This is a genomic window from Exiguobacterium sp. s166, from assembly GCF_018618855.1.
Classification (GTDB): domain Bacteria; phylum Bacillota; class Bacilli; order Exiguobacteriales; family Exiguobacteriaceae; genus Exiguobacterium_A.
Window position 1 is genome coordinate 20,716 of record NZ_JACSMU010000004.1, and the last position, 17,186, is coordinate 37,901.

Below are 17,186 nucleotides of genomic sequence, written 5' to 3' on the forward strand. Positions count from 1 at the left end.
CCTTGCTTAAAAAAATTGAACTATCTATAATTGTGAAAGATGTGCTGACGTGGTGTAATCATTCTACCCACTGCGGCCGCTAGCACGGATTTCCTAGGAAATACCGAAAAGGAGGAATTCCAAGTGGGATTAACAGCCGGAATCGTTGGCTTACCAAACGTAGGAAAATCAACACTTTTTAACGCAATTACACAAGCAGGCGTCGAGGCGGCGAACTATCCGTTCGCAACCATCGATCCAAACGTCGGTGTCGTCGAGGTGCCTGATGCACGTCTTCGTAAATTGACAGAACTCGTTAATCCGAAGAAAACAATCCCGACCGCATTCGAATTCACGGATATCGCCGGAATCGTCAAGGGAGCTTCAAAAGGAGAAGGGCTGGGAAACAAATTCTTAGCCAACATTCGTGAAGTCGACGCCATCTGTCAGGTGGTCCGCTGTTTCATCGACGAGAACATTACACACGTTTCAGGAAAAGTCTCACCAATCGACGATATCGAAACAATCAATCTTGAATTGATCCTTGCCGATCTCGAATTGGTTGAAAAACGGATCCAGCGTGTCCAAAAACAAGTGAAGTCACGCGATAAAAATGCAGCGGGCGAACTGGAAGCACTTGAAATCGTCTTGGCGTTACTGGAAGACGAAAAACCGGCACGTCTTGCTGAGTTAAATGAAGATCAGGCAGCGATCGTCAAGCATTTCCAATTGTTGACGATGAAACCGATGCTTTATGTTGCAAACGTCGGTGAAGACGAAGTCGCGGACGCAGACAGCAATGAAAATGTGCGGTTAGTTCGTGAATTTGCAGCGAAAGAAGGCGCAGAAGTCATCATCATCTGTGCCCGGATCGAAGAAGAGATTGCTGAGCTTGAACCGGAAGAACGCCAAGAGTTCCTCGTTGACCTCGGAATCGAAGAATCCGGTCTGGATCAGTTGATTCACGCAGCGTACAACACGCTTGGTCTTGCGACGTACTTCACAGCCGGTGAAAAAGAAGTTCGTGCCTGGACGTTCAAAAAAGGCATGAAAGCACCACAATGTGCGGGTGTCATCCACTCGGACTTCGAACGCGGTTTCATTCGTGCGGAAGTTGTTGCTTACGAAGATTTAGCAGCTGCTGGAAACATGGCGACCGTGAAAGAACAAGGCCGTTACCGTTCTGAAGGGAAAGAATATGTCTTCCAAGACGGCGATGTCGTCACATTCCGCTTCAACGTTTAAGAGAAGCGAACGAATCGTTATTGCATAAACCAAAATACTTTGATAGTATTAACAAATGTGAGTAATGAATTATTGCTCCTTGCTCGATGAATTGAGCCGCCAGTCCAAGAGGAGGTGACAGATATGCGTAAATACGAAGTACTTTACATCATCCGTCCGGAAGTTGATGAGGAAGCACGAAAAGCTCTAGTTGAGCGTTTCAACAAAGTCCTCACTGACAACGGTGGTACAGTTGAAAAAACAACTGAAATGGGTAAACGTCGTTTTGCTTACGAAATCAATGATATGCGTGAAGGTTTCTACGTTCTTCTTAACGTGACTGCTGAACCAGCAGCTACAAAAGAACTTGACCGTCTCATGAAGATCAGTGACGATATCGTTCGCTTAATGATCACAAAAGACGAGAAATAAGCTGAAACAGGAGAGTGATTCTGATGATTAACCGCGTCGTTTTAGTCGGTCGGTTAACTCGTGACCCTGAAATGCGTTATACGCAGAGCGGGATTGCGGTAACGCGATTCACACTCGCTTGTGACCGTCCGTTTACAGGACAAGATGGGAAGCGAGAAGCTGACTTCATCGATTGCGTCGTTTGGCGCAAGCAGGCAGAGAACGTTGCTCAGTATTTGAAAAAAGGGAGCCTCGCAGGAGTTGAGGGTCGCCTTCAGATTAGTAGCTATGACGATAAAGATGGTCAACGTCGTTATCGTGCAGAAGTCGTCGCGGATAGTGTTCGATTCCTAGAATCACGCAATGCAAGCCGTTCTTCCGATAGTGATAGCTACTCTTCAAATTCAAATACAGGTGGAAACGGAAATGCTGCAGGATGGGGTTCACAGCAACAGCAGAACAACTCTTCCTCGCCAGCACCCGCTTCATCTTCATCGAATTCGGGCTTCGGCGCTGATCCGTTCAGCGGCGGCAGTTCGATCGATCTTTCAGACGACGACCTTCCATTCTAATGGGAACGTCGGACTGAAAAATTTACTCTAAAAAGGAGGTTAATCACATGGCACGTCGTCCAGGTGGAAAACGTCGTCGTAAAGTATGTTACTTCACGTCGAACCACATCACTCATATCGATTATAAAGACGTAGAACTTCTCAAACGTTTCATTTCGGAACGCGGTAAGATTCTTCCACGTCGTGTGACTGGTACTTCAGCGAAATACCAACGTCCACTTACAATCGCAATCAAACGTTCACGTCAAATGGCTTTAATTCCATACGTAGCTGACTGATTACGGTCTAGCGCTTTTCCTTTTCGAAGGAAAGGCGCTTTTTTTCGCTTCGCTTTCAACCGGTCCGCCTTTTCGGTTATAATATACAAGTTACCGAATTTTTCATACGAGTATATTTAGTATACAAGGAGGACGCGATGGGGTTAGGTCAGCAAGTATCACCTGAACGAGAACAGCGCTTTTTTCGCTTCGTTCCGTATCTATTAATCGTGGCTCTACTTTTTGTCATTGCCGTCGATCACCCAATCATCGCAGCGGTTGGAGCCGTCTTGACGACGGCACTGTTTGTCCTTCATCTTTTGGAGGAACGACGTGGTCGGAAGTCATGGGAAAGCTACGTCGCCGGTATATCGATCCAGGTCGAAGACACCGGTCAAGATGCTTTGACGAACATGCCAATTGGAATTTTACTTTATGATGAAGAAGCACGTGTTACCTGGTTCAATGATCCGATGCGTGAGATTTTTGAGGACCTTGCCATGGGACACGTTCTGACGGATCTTGATCCCTTATTCGTTGAAATGATTGGCGTCGATGAGGATCAGGCGACGCTTGAAATCGGCGAATCAGTTTACCGTGTCTTTTCAAACAGCGAAAACCGGACTTTCTATTTGTTCGATATGACAGAAGAAGCCCAGGTCGAACAGCAACTGGTCGATAATCAGACGGTCATCGGTGTCATTTATCTTGATAACTATGATGAGATGACACAAGGGATTGAAGATCAGCTTCGCAGTGAATTGAACAGCCGGGTCACCCAGTTGTTAAATCACTGGGCCGCGGATCACGGCACTTACATTAAACGGACCGCTTCCGACCGTTATTTCATTGTGACGACGGAAGAGAATTTACGGATTTTGGAACGATCAAAATTTACGATTCTTGATACCGTCCGGGAAGAAACAAGTCAACGTGGTGTTCAGTTGACGTTGTCGATTGGTATCGGATGTGGCAGTGATCCGATTCCGGCACTCGGTTTGATGGCCCAATCGAGTTTAGATCTGGCCTTAGGCCGCGGCGGTGATCAGGTCGTCATCAAGCGGGACGGGAAAGTTCGTTTTTATGGCGGGAAAACCAATCCGACAGAAAAACGGACACGTGTCCGGGCCCGCGTCATTGCCAACTCGTTGCGTGATTTAATGCAGGAGTCGAGCCGTGTCCTCATCATGGGGCACCGGAATCCGGATATGGATTCCCTGGGCGCCTCAATCGGGATTTTAAAACTCGCCGAGATGAACGATAAAGAAGCCCATATCGTTCTTCCGGAAGCTGAAATCGGACAAGGAATCCGGCGGATGATGAATGAAATCAGCCAGGAACCGAAACTCGAGACCCGTTTCGTGAATGCGTTCCAAGCAGATCAATTGATTGATGATCAGGCGCTCTTGATTATCGTCGATACCCACAAACCTTCCCTGGTTGTCGTACCGGCCTTGCTGGAGCGTTTTGAACGGATGGTCGTCATCGACCACCATCGACGGGGAGAAGACTTTATTGAAGAACCGGTTCTCGTTTATCTCGAACCGTATGCGTCATCGACATCAGAACTGGTCACAGAGCTGATCGAGTATCAGCCGACGAATCAGAAACTGGCAATGCTTGAAGCGACAGCCTTGCTTGCCGGAATCATCGTCGATACGAAAGGCTTTACGCTACGGACCGGTTCCCGGACGTTTGACGCCGCTTCCTATCTGCGTTCGCAAGGAGCGGATACGGTTTTGGTTCAGGAGTTCCTCAGTCAGGACCTTGAGACATACGTCGAACAATCGCATATCCTCGAGCGGACGGAAGTTTACGCCGCCGGGATGGCGATTGCGACGGCTGAGCCCGGCGTCATCCATGATCAGGTCCTGATCGCCCAAACGGCGGATCAGCTGCTATCGCTCCAAGGAATCCGCGCGGCGTTCGTCATCGCGGAATTGCAGGACGGCAGAACTGCCATCAGTGCCCGTTCACTCGGTGAAGTGAACGTCCAGCTGATTATGGAGACGCTTGGCGGCGGCGGTCATTTAACGAATGCTGCGACACAGATGACCGAGTCGGTCTTGACTGTCGCAATAGAATTACGAAAAGCGATTGACCATTATTTAGAAGATGAAACAAAAGGAGAGGAAACAGAATGAAAGTTATTTTCTTACAAGATGTAAAAGGCCAGGGTAAAACAGGAGACGTCAAAGACGTCGCTGACGCATATGCAAACAACGTGTTGTTCAAAAAGAAATTGGCACGTCCGGCAACAACCGGAAACCTTAAGCAGCATGAGGCACATGAGCGTAAAGCGGCAGAAGAAGCGAAACAAGTGTTACAGGACGCTCAAGCGTTAAAAGATAAGATTGAAAAAGAAACGATCATCGTCTCAACGAAAACAGGTGAAGGCGGTCGTGTCTTCGGATCCGTTACGAGCAAACAAATCGCGGATGAGTTGAAACAGATGGGTTACAAGATTGATAAACGTAAAATCGAACTCGAGCATCCGATCAAAACACTCGGTGTGACGAAAATACCATTAAAATTGCACAATGAAGTCACAGCAACGTTAAATGTCCAGGTTAAAGAAGCGTGAGTAGAAAAGGGGACCGGTGATGAGTGATGTAATGCAAAATACGCCCCCCCAGAGCATTGAGGCGGAACAAGCCGTCCTTGGGGCGATCATGATCGATGCGGATCGACTGATCAGTGCGTCCGAACGATTATTGCCACAAGATTTTTATCGTGCGGCCCACCAACGCATTTTTGAAACGATGCTTGTGTTGTCGGATCGGGGAGAAGCAATCGACCTCGTGACCGTTACGGCGGAACTCAGTACGCTTGGTATTCTCGAGGAAGTCGGCGGATTGCCGTACCTCGGTGAACTGGCGGAAGGTGTTCCGACCGCCGCAAACATCAACTATTACGTCAATGTCGTTGATCAAAAGTCGACCTTGCGCCGGTTGATCCGGACCGCCAATGAAATCGTCACGGACGGTTACGAACGGCAAAACGAGGTTGACGTCCTACTGAATGAAGCAGAACGGAAGATTCTCGAAGTCTCACAAGGAAAAGGCAGTGCCAGCTTCATTCCGATTTCGGACGTTTTGACGAGTGCGTATGCGACGATTGATAAGTTGCATAAACAAAGCGGCGAGACGACCGGGATTCCGACCGGCTTCCGTGATCTCGATAAAGTGACGGCCGGATTCCAGCGCAACGATTTAATCATCGTTGCCGCCCGTCCGTCTGTCGGGAAGACGGCCTTCGCCTTGAACATCTCACAAAACGTCGCGACCCGTGCCGATGAGAATGTCGCCATCTTCAGTCTTGAGATGGGAGCGGAGCAGCTTGTCATGCGGATGCTGTGTGCGGAAGGCAATGTCGACGCGCAGCGCCTCCGGACCGGACAGCTCGAAGATGAGGACTGGGGCAAGTTATCCCTCGCGATGAGCAGCTTATCCCAAGCCGGGATCTATATCGACGATACACCGGGTATTCGTGTCAACGATATCCGGGCGAAATGCCGCCGTCTGAAGCAGGAGCACGGTCTTGGAATGATCATGATTGATTATCTTCAACTGATTCAAGGAAACGGGCGTTCCAGCGATAACCGGCAACAGGAGGTCTCCGAGATCTCCCGGTCCTTGAAGTCGCTCGCCCGTGAACTCGAAGTCCCCGTCATTGCGTTATCGCAGCTGTCACGGGGCGTGGAAAGTCGGCAGGATAAACGGCCGATGATGTCCGATATCCGGGAATCGGGAGCAATCGAGCAGGATGCGGATATCGTTGCCTTCTTATACCGCGACGATTACTACAATAAAGAAACGGAAGATGCGAACACGATCGAAATCATTATCGCGAAACAGCGGAATGGTCCGACCGGTACCGTCAAACTCGCTTTCCGGAAAGAATTTAATAAGTTCGTGGATCTCGAACCGAATAATTCCTATGCACCACCCGCCTAAATGGCTTAAAAACGCTTCCGTCTTCTGAGACAGAAGCGTTTTTTTAATCGTTATGTTTGAATATCTTGAAGAGAAAGGAAAAAAACGAATTAAAACCGTCTTTTAAACGAACGAAAAAGAATTGTAACATTTAATTGTTCGGTATTTGGTTGACTTCTGTTTTTTTCCGCGTTACACTTAGTCGTGGTTTTGAATCGTACGTGGAGGTGGATGAGAATATGTCATCAGTAGTAGTAGTCGGAACACAATGGGGCGACGAAGGAAAAGGAAAGATTACCGATTTTCTTTCGAAAAAAGCCGATGTCGTTGCTCGTTATCAAGGTGGAGACAATGCCGGACATACAATCGTATTTAATAATGAGACGTATAAGTTACACTTGATTCCATCAGGAATTTTTTACTCAGACAAGAAATGTGTCATCGGGAACGGCCTTGTCGTCAACCCGAAATCGCTCGTCAAGGAATTGAAGTATCTGCACGATCGTGGTGTTTCAACGGATAACTTACTGATTTCGAATCGGGCGCATGTCATCTTGCCGTATCATCAGTTGCAAGATCAACTCGAAGAAGAAGCAAAAGGCGACGCGAAAGTCGGAACGACACTTAAAGGAATCGGACCGTGCTACATGGATAAAGCAGCACGAATCGGAATCCGGATGGCTGATTTACTCGACAAAGAAACATTCGCCGAAAAACTAAAAATCGTTCTTGATCAGAAAAACCGGATGTTCACGAAGATGTATGATGCGGAAGCGATTGCTTTCGATGATATCTTCGAAGAATACTACGCATACGGTCAAGAGTTTGCGAAATATGTCTGCGATACATCAGTCGTCGTCAACGACAGCCTCGATAAGGGCGAAAAAGTCCTCTTCGAAGGGGCACAAGGTGTCTTACTCGACCTTGACCACGGGACGTATCCATTCGTTACATCATCCAACGCATCAGCCGGCGGTGTCGCTTCAGGTGTTGGTGTCGGTCCAGCCCGGATCGATCACGTCGTTGGTGTCTGTAAAGCATACACGTCACGTGTTGGTGATGGTCCGTTCCCGACAGAGCTGTTTGACGAAATCGGTCATCACATCCGGGAAGTCGGTCGTGAATACGGAACAACGACAGGCCGTCCACGCCGTGTCGGCTGGTTCGATTCAGTCGTCGTCCGTCACTCACGCCGGACAAGCGGTTTGACAGATCTTTCATTGAACTCAATCGATGTCCTGACAGGTATCGAGACGCTTAAAATCTGTACGTCGTATGAGTTTAACGGCAAACAGATCGATGAGTATCCGGCAAGTTTCCGCGATCTCGAAGCATGTGTCCCGGTTTATGAAGAGCTACCGGGCTGGAAAGAAGACATTACGCACATCCGCAAGTTTGAGGATTTGCCGATCAATGCGCAGAACTACGTTAAACGGATTGCAGATTTGACGAACATCTCCCTCGTGACATTCTCAGTTGGACCGGGTCGTGAACAAACGGTCGTTCTCCGTGATTTGTACGAAGAAGCTTAATGGTTGAAAAGTGGCAGTTCCGGATTTGAAATCTGGAGTTGCTTTTTTTTTATCTCTAATCAAGCGAAATCATTCACAAAATAAAGTGAACGAGCGTATACTAAAGGTAATGTTTCACGTGGAACGCACGATGTAAACGTATGATGAAGTCAACAGAGTGGCGTCGGGAGTTTCCGTCGCCACCTTTCTATATGCCTGAAAAACAGGTAAAATAGATTGAATAGAAATTATTAAGGGGGAACACCCAGTGACGGAACGTAAAATCCTCGTCGTCGATGACGAGCAACCGATTGCCGATATATTAAAATTTAAATTAGAAAAAGAAGGTTATAGTGTCGCCGTAGCAAATGATGGAGTGGAAGCACTCGAGAAAGTCGAAGAGTTTAAGCCCGATTTGATTTTGCTCGATATCATGTTGCCCTTGATGGATGGAATGGAAGTTTGCCGGGAAGTCCGGAAAACATCAAAAGTCCCGATCATCATGTTGACGGCAAAGGATTCTGAAATTGATACGGTCCTTGGCCTGGAGCTTGGTGCAAATGATTACGTGACGAAACCATTCAGCTCGCGCGAATTATTGGCAAGGGTGAAGGCACACTTACGAAACGTCAATACGGTCGAAGCGACACCGGCAAATGCAGGACCGGGTCCATTGAAAGTAGGAGAACTGTATATCGATACGAATTCTCATACCGTCACACGACAGGATCAAAAAATCGAACTGACACAACGTGAGTTTGAACTGTTGCATTACTTGGCGAAAAACATCGGTCAAGTCATGACGCGTGAACACCTGCTCCAAACCGTGTGGGGATATGATTACTTCGGTGACGTCCGGACCGTTGACGTCACTGTGCGCCGTCTGCGAGAAAAAGTCGAAGATAACCCGAGTACACCAATCTATATCATGACCCGCCGTGGTGTCGGCTATTATCTCCAAGACGGGGAGAATGAATAACGATGTTAAAAGGAACGAACTTCTTCAAATCGATCCAGTGGAAACTTGTCGTCATTTATGCGTTGTTGATCTTAGTCGCGATGCAAGTCATTGGGGTTTACTTCGTTCGTTCTCTTGAAAAACAGTACATTACGAACTTCTCAAAATCTGTTGAAGACCGGGCCGGACTTGTTGCGTACAATGTCGGGAAGGAATTCGATAAGACAGGCGATGATGAGGCCTCCAAACGGCAGTTGTCTGAATCTCTTGGACAACTGCTGTCTGAGTTTAGTAGTGGCTCGACGTCAAGGAACGATATTCTCGAAGTACAAATCATTGATCAGGACTCGATCATTCAAGCGACGTCCGACGAGGACAATCAGTCAGCGGTCGGACAACGGGCGACGAATTCACTGATTAAAAAAGCACAAGCTACGAGTTCCTCCCGTGTCGATACCGTCCTCGATCCGACGACGGAAGACAAGATTCGGATCTTTGCAGTCCCCGTTACCTCGGAACGGACAGGTGCAACGACCGGGATGATTTACGTCCGGGCTTCGATGGAGTCGATTTATTCTCAGATGCAGCAAGTCACACGCATCTTAGCAACGGGGACAGTGATTGCACTTGTCATCACCTCGATTCTCGGTGTCCTGTTATCAAGGACGATTACACGGCCTATTTCGGATATGCGGCGCCAGGCAATCGAGATGCGGCGCGGGAACTTCTCGCGGAAGGTTAAAGTCTATTCCGATGACGAAATTGGTCAGTTGGCACGTTCCTTTAATGAACTGACGGATGAATTACTCGAAGCGAATGCGACGACGGAAGCCGAAAGGCGGAAATTGACGAGTGTCCTTGAAAATATGACGGATGGTGTGATTGCGACGGACCGGACGCTACGTGTCATCCTGATGAACGACCAGGCGAAGGATATCGTCGGTGTCGATGAATCCGGTATCGTCGGGACGAATTTAAAGGATCTACTCGCGCTCGGAGACGACTTTATGATTCCGGAAGACGGCACGATGCCGCCCCGTTTGCTTGATTTTAGCAGCGAGGACGAACTGTTCCTTGTCCGGGCCTTCTTCTCACCGGTCAAAAAACACAGTGGACCGATTACCGGTATGATTATCGTCCTGCATGACGTCACGGAGCAGGAACAAGTCGAGCAGGACCGCCGTGAGTTCGTCGCGAACGTCAGTCATGAACTCCGGACACCGCTGACGACGATGCGGAGTTATCTCGAAGCCTTAGCGGAAGGTGCGTACCAGGATGAAGAACTGGCGCCACGGTTCCTGGAGACGACACAAAACGAAACGGAGCGGATGATCCGCCTCGTGACCGATCTGTTGCAACTGTCGAAAATGGACAGCAAGGAATACAAGATGAACAAAGTCCGGTTTGATTATATTCAATTCTTAAATGATATTCTCGATCGCCACGATATGACGAAACCGGAACGGATTCAGTTCCGCCGCAAGATCATGAAACGGAAAGTCTACATCCGCGGGGACCAGGATAAGTTGATTCAGGTCGCGGATAATATCTTAACGAACGCGATCAAGTATTCACCGGAAGGCGGTACGATCACCGTCCGGACGATGTTACGGGCGAAACGGATCGTCATCAGCATCAAAGACGAAGGAGTCGGGATTCCAAAAGCGAACCTGCAGAAAATCTTTGAACGCTTCTACCGGGTCGATAAAGCACGGGCACGGAAGATTGGCGGGACCGGACTCGGTCTTTCGATTGCCAAAGACGTCGTTTCGGCACACGGTGGTGACATTTGGGCAGAAAGCGAATGGGGACGCGGGACAACGATTTACTTTACGCTTCCATACGAGGTGATCGAAGAGGTGGATATCGGATGACGAAACAGCGACTGAAATCCATCGCTTTGATTCTTCTGGTCAGTGCCTCAATCGTGCAAACCGCCATGTTATGGACGTATCATCCGAGCAGCGAGTCGATTGAACAGGAACAGGTATCGTTTAATGAAATCGATACCTCAAAGACGGTCGAAGGAAATCAGCTGATTAATCCGGAGTTGGTCATCTATTCGAACGGTGAAAGTGCCTATCAGACCCAAATCATCGGTCGGACGATTCTGAACCGGATTGGCGCCTCGTTTGATGTCGGTGTCCTGGTTTTGACCGATAAGGCGTCAGATATTCCGGTCAGCAAACGGAGTGTCGAGATGATTTTCCCGACGCCGATCAGTTCAAAGATGCTCGAGGAGTTGCTCGGGGAAAAACAAATTGCGATGTCAGAGCCGATCAAACGGCTCTATCTGCTCGATTATGAAGGACCGATCCTTCGACTGGAGTCGACGACGGGACGATTTAAGGATTTTAAATTAATCGGGGATGAGACGGTCTTAAAACGTCTATTCGCCTATGATAAGAAAAAACCGATGACGAAAGTCGAGCTCAAGGGCGGTGACTACACGTATGTCCCAAGCGGCGCGACGAAACTGGAAGAAGTATTCGTCTACGATGATGTTTCACAGGATCCGAAGCCGCTCAGCCGGATCGAGAGCGCGTTCTTTACGGAAAACTCGAACGTCCAACAAATCAAGAGCCGGGATGACCTGGACGTTTTGACGGACGGTGTCAGTGTTTCGACCTACGACCGGGATTATAATGCGTTCCGTTTTAATACATTGTCTCCGAACACCCAAACCTCGTCCGTCGATTACAGTACAATCGTCAGTTACATCAACATCCATGGCGGATGGCTCGATCCTGTGACACAACGCAGCGGTTTCCGCTATTACTTTGATCAGATGTCGAAAGCGGAAGAGGAACAGGCGGCGACGTTCCGATTGTATTTGAACCGATACCCAATTTTTGGTGAAACAGGACCGTTACTTGAACAACCGGACTTTGATCTCGCGACCATCAAAGTAACGTTCGAAGAAAATCAAATCCGTTCGCTCAGCCGCAGTATGATTCGGGCGGATCGGAAGCTGTTGCTCCGGGAAACGACATTGCCATCCATCGATCAGATCGAAAAGCAGCTTCAATCCGCCGACATGTTGGATGAGATGTCCGCTATCCGGATGGGATATGAGATGACTTATGAAATTGAAACAAGTCGCTATGCCTTGTTTAAGCCAAATTGGTTCATCAAACGAAACGGGAAATGGACCACGGTCGATCAAGCTATCGGAAAAGAGGGATAATGTTTCATGGATTGGAGTAAAGCAAAAACGTTACTGATTTTAACGTTCCTGATCCTGAACGCCTATCTTGCCGTTCAGTTGATGGACCGAATGATTGATCCCCGAATCGTCACGACGAATGCGGACGGAAAAACTGTTTTGAAAGAACGAAAAATTGATGAAAAGAAACTGCAGACGGTCTCAAAGGAAATTGGTTATTTGACGGCGGAAGTCGATACGAGTTCATTGGCTCCTAAACCAGGCTCTTCGATCCAAGATGCCGTCACATCCGTCAAAAATCAAATCGAGTGGTCGGTTCGTCTGACGAAGCCGTTCCCGCTCGAAGCGAAATCGATGCGGGATTCGGCAACATCGTTTGTCCAATCGTCGGCTGCATACGGGACCGACTACACATTTTGGAAGTATGACAGCAAACACAATGAGATGACATTTGTTCAGACGTATAAAGAACAGCCGTTATACTCGACACCGCAACAGTCGCGTGAGGATGATGCGATGATTGGTCCGTCGTTACTTGTGCTTCAGTTGAACGAGCAAAAGGAAGTCGTCAGCTACAAACAACGTCACTTAAACAAAGTCGTCCGTCAGGCACAGGATGTCACGTTATTATCGGCGAGTGAGTCCGTCATTCAACTGTCGGAGCAGGGCTTGTTCCCCGCTTCGAAACGAATGACGAGTCAAAAGCTCGGCTACTTCTGTCTTGTGACGGAAGGAACGAAATCGGTGCAGATTTTACCGCCGACGTGGCAGATTGAACTGAACGGAGAAGAACTGTATTTCGTCAATGCGATTGACGGCGGAGTCCAGACCATCGAACGGCTTGATACCGTTTCAGAGAAATGAGGAATGCACGATGAGCCTACACTACAGCGTCCTTGCCAGTGGCTCGACGGGGAATGCCCTCTATATCGAAAGTGAACAGACCCGCCTGCTCGTCGACGCCGGTCTGACCGGCAAAGCGATGCTCGCCCTGTTCGACCAGATTCACCGGTCGCCGGATCAGATTGACGGTTTGTTCGTCACCCATGAACATTCGGATCATATCAAAGGCGTCGGCATCATGGCGCGGAAGTACAACATCCCGCTTTATGCGAACGAAAAGACGTGGGCGGCGATGGAAGCAAAAATCGGCAAAATTGATCCGGCGCTGAAGTTCCTCTGGGAAGTCGGTGAGGTCAAACAGTTCGGCGACATCGAAGTCGAATCGTTTAACGTCAGCCATGACGCGGCCGACCCGATGTTCTTCCAGTTTGCCCATGAAGGAAAACGACTCGCCCACATCACCGATACCGGTTACGTATCGGACCGGATGAAAGGTGTCATCCGCGGAGCCGATGCTTATATCTTCGAAGCGAATCATGATATCGGGATGCTTCAGATGGGGCATTACCCGTGGAGCGTTAAACGGCGGATCCTCGGTGATTACGGACACGTCTCGAACGAAGACGCGGCGATCGCGATGAGCGAAGTGCTCGACGACCGGACGAAACGGATCCATATGGCCCACCTGAGTAAGGACAACAACATGAAGGAACTCGCCCGGATGAGTGTCTCGCAGACGCTTGCGAGCCGCGACGTCGACCTCAGTAAAATCCAGTTGCTCGACACCGATCCCGTCATTCCGACGCCGCTTTTGAAGCTCTGATTATGGGAAATTACTGAATATGCTCAAAAGACCCCCACATTTGGCTATCTCGCCACGTGATGGGGGTATACTTGTGTAAAGAGAGTTTAGAAGGAGGCGTGTGTCGATGGATCGACCAGAAGAACCACGGAACGAATCAGATCAGCCTTACGCATCGACCGATGAGACAAGCGGCTTTCCGCCGCGACGACCAAGTGAAGACGAGCCGGTCAGTCCTTATCGTGAATCATATGAAGAAGAACCACCTGCACCAAAACGCCGCGGCGGCGGAAAAGCCTTTTTTGTCGGCCTGATTGGCGGGATCATCGGTGCTCTGTTGATTGCCTTGATCGCCTGGCCGTTTGTCCGTGACGAAATGACGAGTCCGACGCCGGTCTCAAACGCGACGCCGGAGCAAGCGGCATCAAACGCGACGGAATCGGAAAACGATATCGTCGGCGCCGTCAGTCAGACGAGAGAAGCCGTCGTCAGCGTGACGAACCTGCAAAACTCGTTCCAAGGCGGTGCTCAAGAGACGGGTGCCGGATCCGGTGTCATCTATAAAAAAGACGGCAACAAAGCCTATGTCGTCACGAACTATCATGTCGTCGAAGGCGCCAGCCGGTTGTCGGTCACGTTGTCTGACGGAACGGCACTGGAAGCGAAAGTCCTCGGAGAAGATCCGACGTACGATTTAGCAGTTCTCTCGATTGATGCTTCAAAAGTGACGCAAGTCGTCAAACTCGGCGATTCGGATACGTTACGCGCCGGGGAGACGGTCCTTGCAATCGGGAATCCGCTCGGGATCTTTGCAAACTCGGTGACACGCGGTGTCATCAGTGCCCAGGAACGGACGGTACCGGTTGATACGAACAAGGACGGGCAGCAGGACTTCAACACCGAAGTCATTCAGACCGATGCCGCGATCAATCCTGGTAACTCAGGCGGAGCGCTCATCAATACGTCCGGTCAATTAATCGGAATCAACTCGATGAAGATTGCCGAAGCGAGTGTCGAAGGGGTCGGTTTTGCGATTCCAATCAACGAAGCGTTACCGATCATGCGTGATCTTGAACAAAACGGTGAAGTGATTCGTCCGCAACTCGGGATCCAAATCCGGGACGTTCAGGAGTTCCCGAGCGGTTTCCGTGAAGATCGTCTGAAGTTACCGAATGACGTCACCCGCGGGATTGTTGTCGTCGGTTTGACGGGCAACAGCGGGGCGGAAAAAGCAGGGATGAAAGAAAATGATGTCATCGTTGAAATCAACGGCAAGGACATCAACTCGTTTGCCGATCTAAAAAGTGTTCTGTACCGAGATGCGAAAGTCGGCGATAACGTCAAGGTGACGTTCTACCGGGGCGGCGAGAAACAGACACTGGATGTCAAACTGTCGGCGCAAGCGGCGACGGTGCAATAACAGATTCAGATCAACTACTCGTATACGTGCGGGTAGTTTTTTGTGCGCCGAAAGGATGGTGTCTCCGGTGTTCATCGTGATTCGCTGTCACGCGCTTTCCTCAGGCGAGGAACAAGCCGCGGGCTTACTTGCCTGTCGGCGTCGATGCCCGGGTCTCGTTTTCTTCTGACAGCACGGGCGAGCCGTGCTTTTTCCTGTAGGAGTCGCGTGCAGCGGACGCGATGAATGAAGGGAATAGCAGAACAGTGGAGTGAGTAACGTCAGAGCTGTGGATAACTTTTTTCGGTCGGAGAAGTCAATTTTTGTTATACTGGTAGCGGATAAATGTGGATAACTTAAAAGGAGGAAAAGACCTGTGGATAAATATGTCTGTTTAGAACACGTCGAGTTAGCGCTCGACGAAGTAGTCGATGAAACGGAAGAGTATCCGATTTTGGAAGAGGTGCCGGCGGAGAAAAATGTCACGTGCGAGTACTGTGACCAGCCTGCGACATATCTTGTGTCAAGCAAAAAATAATTATCAACATGTGGACATGTGGATAACTCTGTGGATAACTCCTGAATTTTCTGTCAGAAAGCGAGAAAAATGATGCAAATTACCATTATTACGGTCGGAAAGCTGAAAGAGAAGTACTTGAAGCAAGGAATTGCCGAATATACAAAACGGCTCGGCGCGTATTGTTCGATTCAGGAAATCGAGGTGCCGGACGAAAAAGCACCGGAACAATTGAGTGACGCCGAGATGCAGCAAGTGAAGAAAAAAGAGGGCGAACGGATTTTAGCGAAGATCGGACCGGATGTTCATGTCTATGCACTTGCTATCGAAGGAAAGCAACGGACGAGTGAACAGTTTGCGACAGAACTCGACCGACTGGCGACATACGGAAAAAGTAAAATCGCGTTTGTTATCGGCGGATCACTTGGTCTGGCACCGGAAGTCATGCAACGGGCAAACGATACGATCTCGTTCTCGAAGATGACATTTCCCCATCAATTGATGAAGATAATTCTGTGTGAGCAGATTTATCGGGCATATCGGATTAATCGAAATGAACCGTACCACAAATAAATTTAGTCAATACAAAAGACCATATCAAATGCTGTTACGCATTTGATATGGTCTTTTGTAAGGAATAGCTTTTCTGACAAGGGACTATCAAAAATCAAAAAATGTACTGGAGGTCGCCCATGAACTGGATTGAACTAAAAGAGGAGTTAGAAATCAGAGAATTACTTGAGAACTATGGTTATTTTCATGATGGCTGTTTGAAGGAAGTGCATATGTGGACCGAAACGTATGTTGATGATAATTTGACGATGAATGCTCCGAGCGGATTAGATACAAACGTCAAACTGTTGTTTCAGCGTCAGTTCAAAAACCCGTCTGTAATTGAATTATGGTTTGAAGGTATAACAGGAATTTATATCCTTCCGACACTAGAAAAGTTCGACTCGATTCTGTTTGAGGCTATTATTTTAAAGCAAAAGGATACTTATTATTGGTCGGATGATATTGACTTTGATCCGAACCAGATCGAATATAACGTAAGCTGGATATCGGCTAAAAAACTTAGATGGAGAGAAAAAAACGACTGGTTGGGAAAACAGAATCGATATGGAGCTATCGAATAGATCGATTTATTTTTTTACTGGGAAACTAAATCTCAACATTTACAAACCATTAAATGATTGCCGTCGAGATCTTTAAAATTGAACCAGTGACCGTCTTCGATTTCTGTCGCCAATCCAGTTCCATGCGTCTTCTGCAAGGGGGATACGCGCCGCAAAAATGGAATGATCTTTGTGACTGGAGACAATCAAATCTTTGGTCTTTAGTTGCGCTGGATTGACATGGGCTAAAATCGGGTCAGCACACGTTGCAATAACTCCATTAATCGTAGTAGAGTCAGATGCTCGAATCAATTCATGAATTATGGCGTTGCCTCCTTATACATAACGGTCAATCTACCTTCTTCTTTTTCGTTAACATTGCTACGATTACACCAAAAGTGAACGTAATCAAAGCGATAAAACCCTGTGGGATATCTCCATACAACAACATGAAAATACCAGCACTGCTTAACACTACACCTGATCCAATCAAAACT

17 protein-coding genes are annotated in these 17,186 nt (G+C 48.4%); all 17 read left to right on the forward strand.

Annotation, left to right across the window (positions count from 1 at the left end):
* Positions 1-123: 123 nt before the first annotated feature.
* The 17 genes from ychF (at position 124) to KNP93_RS10375 (ending at position 16,710) form a co-directional block, all read left to right on the forward strand.
* The gene (gene ychF / locus KNP93_RS10295) at positions 124-1,224 is read left to right on the forward strand and encodes a redox-regulated ATPase YchF (protein ID WP_026827041.1); all 1,101 of its coding nucleotides are present in this window, start codon (positions 124-126) and stop codon (positions 1,222-1,224) included.
* A 123-nt stretch (positions 1,225-1,347) separates the two neighbouring features.
* Positions 1,348-1,635: a 30S ribosomal protein S6 gene (gene rpsF, locus KNP93_RS10300; protein ID WP_012371898.1), complete on the forward strand. Its 288-nt coding sequence runs from the start codon at positions 1,348-1,350 to the stop codon at positions 1,633-1,635.
* 23 nt (positions 1,636-1,658) lie between these two features.
* Positions 1,659-2,186 carry a single-stranded DNA-binding protein gene (locus KNP93_RS10305; RefSeq protein WP_012371897.1) on the forward strand — a complete coding sequence of 176 codons (528 nt, stop codon included), beginning with the start codon at positions 1,659-1,661 and terminating at the stop codon, positions 2,184-2,186.
* A 47-nt stretch (positions 2,187-2,233) separates the two neighbouring features.
* Complete coding sequence (gene rpsR / locus KNP93_RS10310; protein ID WP_012371896.1) at positions 2,234-2,464, forward strand: 30S ribosomal protein S18; 231 nt, start codon at positions 2,234-2,236, stop codon at positions 2,462-2,464.
* Positions 2,465-2,601: 137 nt separating this feature from the next.
* On the forward strand, positions 2,602-4,587 hold the full coding sequence (locus KNP93_RS10315; protein WP_214855160.1) for a DHH family phosphoesterase: 1,986 nt from the start codon (positions 2,602-2,604) through the stop codon (positions 4,585-4,587).
* On the forward strand, positions 4,584-5,027 hold the full coding sequence (rplI, locus tag KNP93_RS10320; protein ID WP_131973579.1) for a 50S ribosomal protein L9: 444 nt from the start codon (positions 4,584-4,586) through the stop codon (positions 5,025-5,027). The genes KNP93_RS10315 and rplI overlap by 4 nt, the downstream gene beginning before the upstream one ends.
* 19 nt (positions 5,028-5,046) lie before the next feature.
* Positions 5,047-6,399, forward strand: a complete 1,353-nt coding sequence (dnaB, locus tag KNP93_RS10325; protein WP_012371893.1) for a replicative DNA helicase — start codon at positions 5,047-5,049, stop codon at positions 6,397-6,399.
* Between the two features lie 218 nt (positions 6,400-6,617).
* Positions 6,618-7,910, forward strand: coding sequence for an adenylosuccinate synthase (locus KNP93_RS10330; RefSeq protein WP_131503619.1), 1,293 nt, complete (start codon positions 6,618-6,620; stop codon positions 7,908-7,910).
* A gap of 247 nt (positions 7,911-8,157) precedes the next feature.
* Positions 8,158-8,868 (forward strand): response regulator YycF, encoded by a 711-nt coding sequence (yycF, locus tag KNP93_RS10335; protein WP_026827044.1) that lies wholly within the window; start codon positions 8,158-8,160, stop codon positions 8,866-8,868.
* A gap of 2 nt (positions 8,869-8,870) precedes the next feature.
* On the forward strand, positions 8,871-10,721 hold the full coding sequence (walK, locus tag KNP93_RS10340; protein WP_114596768.1) for a cell wall metabolism sensor histidine kinase WalK: 1,851 nt from the start codon (positions 8,871-8,873) through the stop codon (positions 10,719-10,721).
* Positions 10,718-12,034 (forward strand): YycH family regulatory protein, encoded by a 1,317-nt coding sequence (locus KNP93_RS10345; protein ID WP_214855162.1) that lies wholly within the window; start codon positions 10,718-10,720, stop codon positions 12,032-12,034. The genes walK and KNP93_RS10345 overlap by 4 nt, the downstream gene beginning before the upstream one ends.
* A gap of 6 nt (positions 12,035-12,040) precedes the next feature.
* A complete protein-coding gene (locus KNP93_RS10350) occupies positions 12,041-12,877 on the forward strand; it encodes a two-component system regulatory protein YycI (RefSeq protein WP_214855164.1) in 837 nt (278 codons plus the stop codon).
* A 10-nt stretch (positions 12,878-12,887) separates the two neighbouring features.
* Entirely contained in the window at positions 12,888-13,679 is a 792-nt protein-coding gene (locus KNP93_RS10355) for an MBL fold metallo-hydrolase (RefSeq protein ID WP_026831603.1), read from the forward strand.
* A gap of 106 nt (positions 13,680-13,785) precedes the next feature.
* Complete coding sequence (locus KNP93_RS10360; RefSeq protein ID WP_214855167.1) at positions 13,786-15,078, forward strand: S1C family serine protease; 1,293 nt, start codon at positions 13,786-13,788, stop codon at positions 15,076-15,078.
* 355 nt (positions 15,079-15,433) lie between these two features.
* Complete coding sequence (locus KNP93_RS10365) at positions 15,434-15,595, forward strand: CxxH/CxxC protein (protein WP_012371885.1); 162 nt, start codon at positions 15,434-15,436, stop codon at positions 15,593-15,595.
* 72 nt (positions 15,596-15,667) lie between these two features.
* Positions 15,668-16,147 (forward strand): 23S rRNA (pseudouridine(1915)-N(3))-methyltransferase RlmH, encoded by a 480-nt coding sequence (rlmH, locus tag KNP93_RS10370; protein WP_214855377.1) that lies wholly within the window; start codon positions 15,668-15,670, stop codon positions 16,145-16,147.
* 119 nt (positions 16,148-16,266) lie between these two features.
* On the forward strand, positions 16,267-16,710 hold the full coding sequence (locus KNP93_RS10375) for a hypothetical protein (protein WP_131503615.1): 444 nt from the start codon (positions 16,267-16,269) through the stop codon (positions 16,708-16,710).
* Positions 16,711-17,186 lie beyond the last annotated feature (476 nt).

What these genes read in the sequence shown, in the direction of transcription:
- rpsR (WP_012371896.1), top strand. Translation starts at nt 2,234, where the DNA reads ATGGCACGTCGTCCAGGTGGAAAACGTCGTCGTAAAGTATGTTACTTC.
- KNP93_RS10315 (WP_214855160.1), top strand. Translation starts at nt 2,602, where the DNA reads ATGGGGTTAGGTCAGCAAGTATCACCTGAACGAGAACAGCGCTTTTTT.
- rlmH (WP_214855377.1), top strand. Translation starts at nt 15,668, where the DNA reads ATGCAAATTACCATTATTACGGTCGGAAAGCTGAAAGAGAAGTACTTG.
- rplI (WP_131973579.1), top strand. Translation starts at nt 4,584, where the DNA reads ATGAAAGTTATTTTCTTACAAGATGTAAAAGGCCAGGGTAAAACAGGA.
- dnaB (WP_012371893.1), top strand. Translation starts at nt 5,047, where the DNA reads ATGAGTGATGTAATGCAAAATACGCCCCCCCAGAGCATTGAGGCGGAA.
- KNP93_RS10355 (WP_026831603.1), top strand. Translation starts at nt 12,888, where the DNA reads ATGAGCCTACACTACAGCGTCCTTGCCAGTGGCTCGACGGGGAATGCC.
- KNP93_RS10330 (WP_131503619.1), top strand. Translation starts at nt 6,618, where the DNA reads ATGTCATCAGTAGTAGTAGTCGGAACACAATGGGGCGACGAAGGAAAA.
- KNP93_RS10360 (WP_214855167.1), top strand. Translation starts at nt 13,786, where the DNA reads ATGGATCGACCAGAAGAACCACGGAACGAATCAGATCAGCCTTACGCA.
- KNP93_RS10375 (WP_131503615.1), top strand. Translation starts at nt 16,267, where the DNA reads ATGAACTGGATTGAACTAAAAGAGGAGTTAGAAATCAGAGAATTACTT.
- KNP93_RS10345 (WP_214855162.1), top strand. Translation starts at nt 10,718, where the DNA reads ATGACGAAACAGCGACTGAAATCCATCGCTTTGATTCTTCTGGTCAGT.
- KNP93_RS10305 (WP_012371897.1), top strand. Translation starts at nt 1,659, where the DNA reads ATGATTAACCGCGTCGTTTTAGTCGGTCGGTTAACTCGTGACCCTGAA.
- KNP93_RS10350 (WP_214855164.1), top strand. Translation starts at nt 12,041, where the DNA reads ATGGATTGGAGTAAAGCAAAAACGTTACTGATTTTAACGTTCCTGATC.
- rpsF (WP_012371898.1), top strand. Translation starts at nt 1,348, where the DNA reads ATGCGTAAATACGAAGTACTTTACATCATCCGTCCGGAAGTTGATGAG.
- walK (WP_114596768.1), top strand. Translation starts at nt 8,871, where the DNA reads ATGTTAAAAGGAACGAACTTCTTCAAATCGATCCAGTGGAAACTTGTC.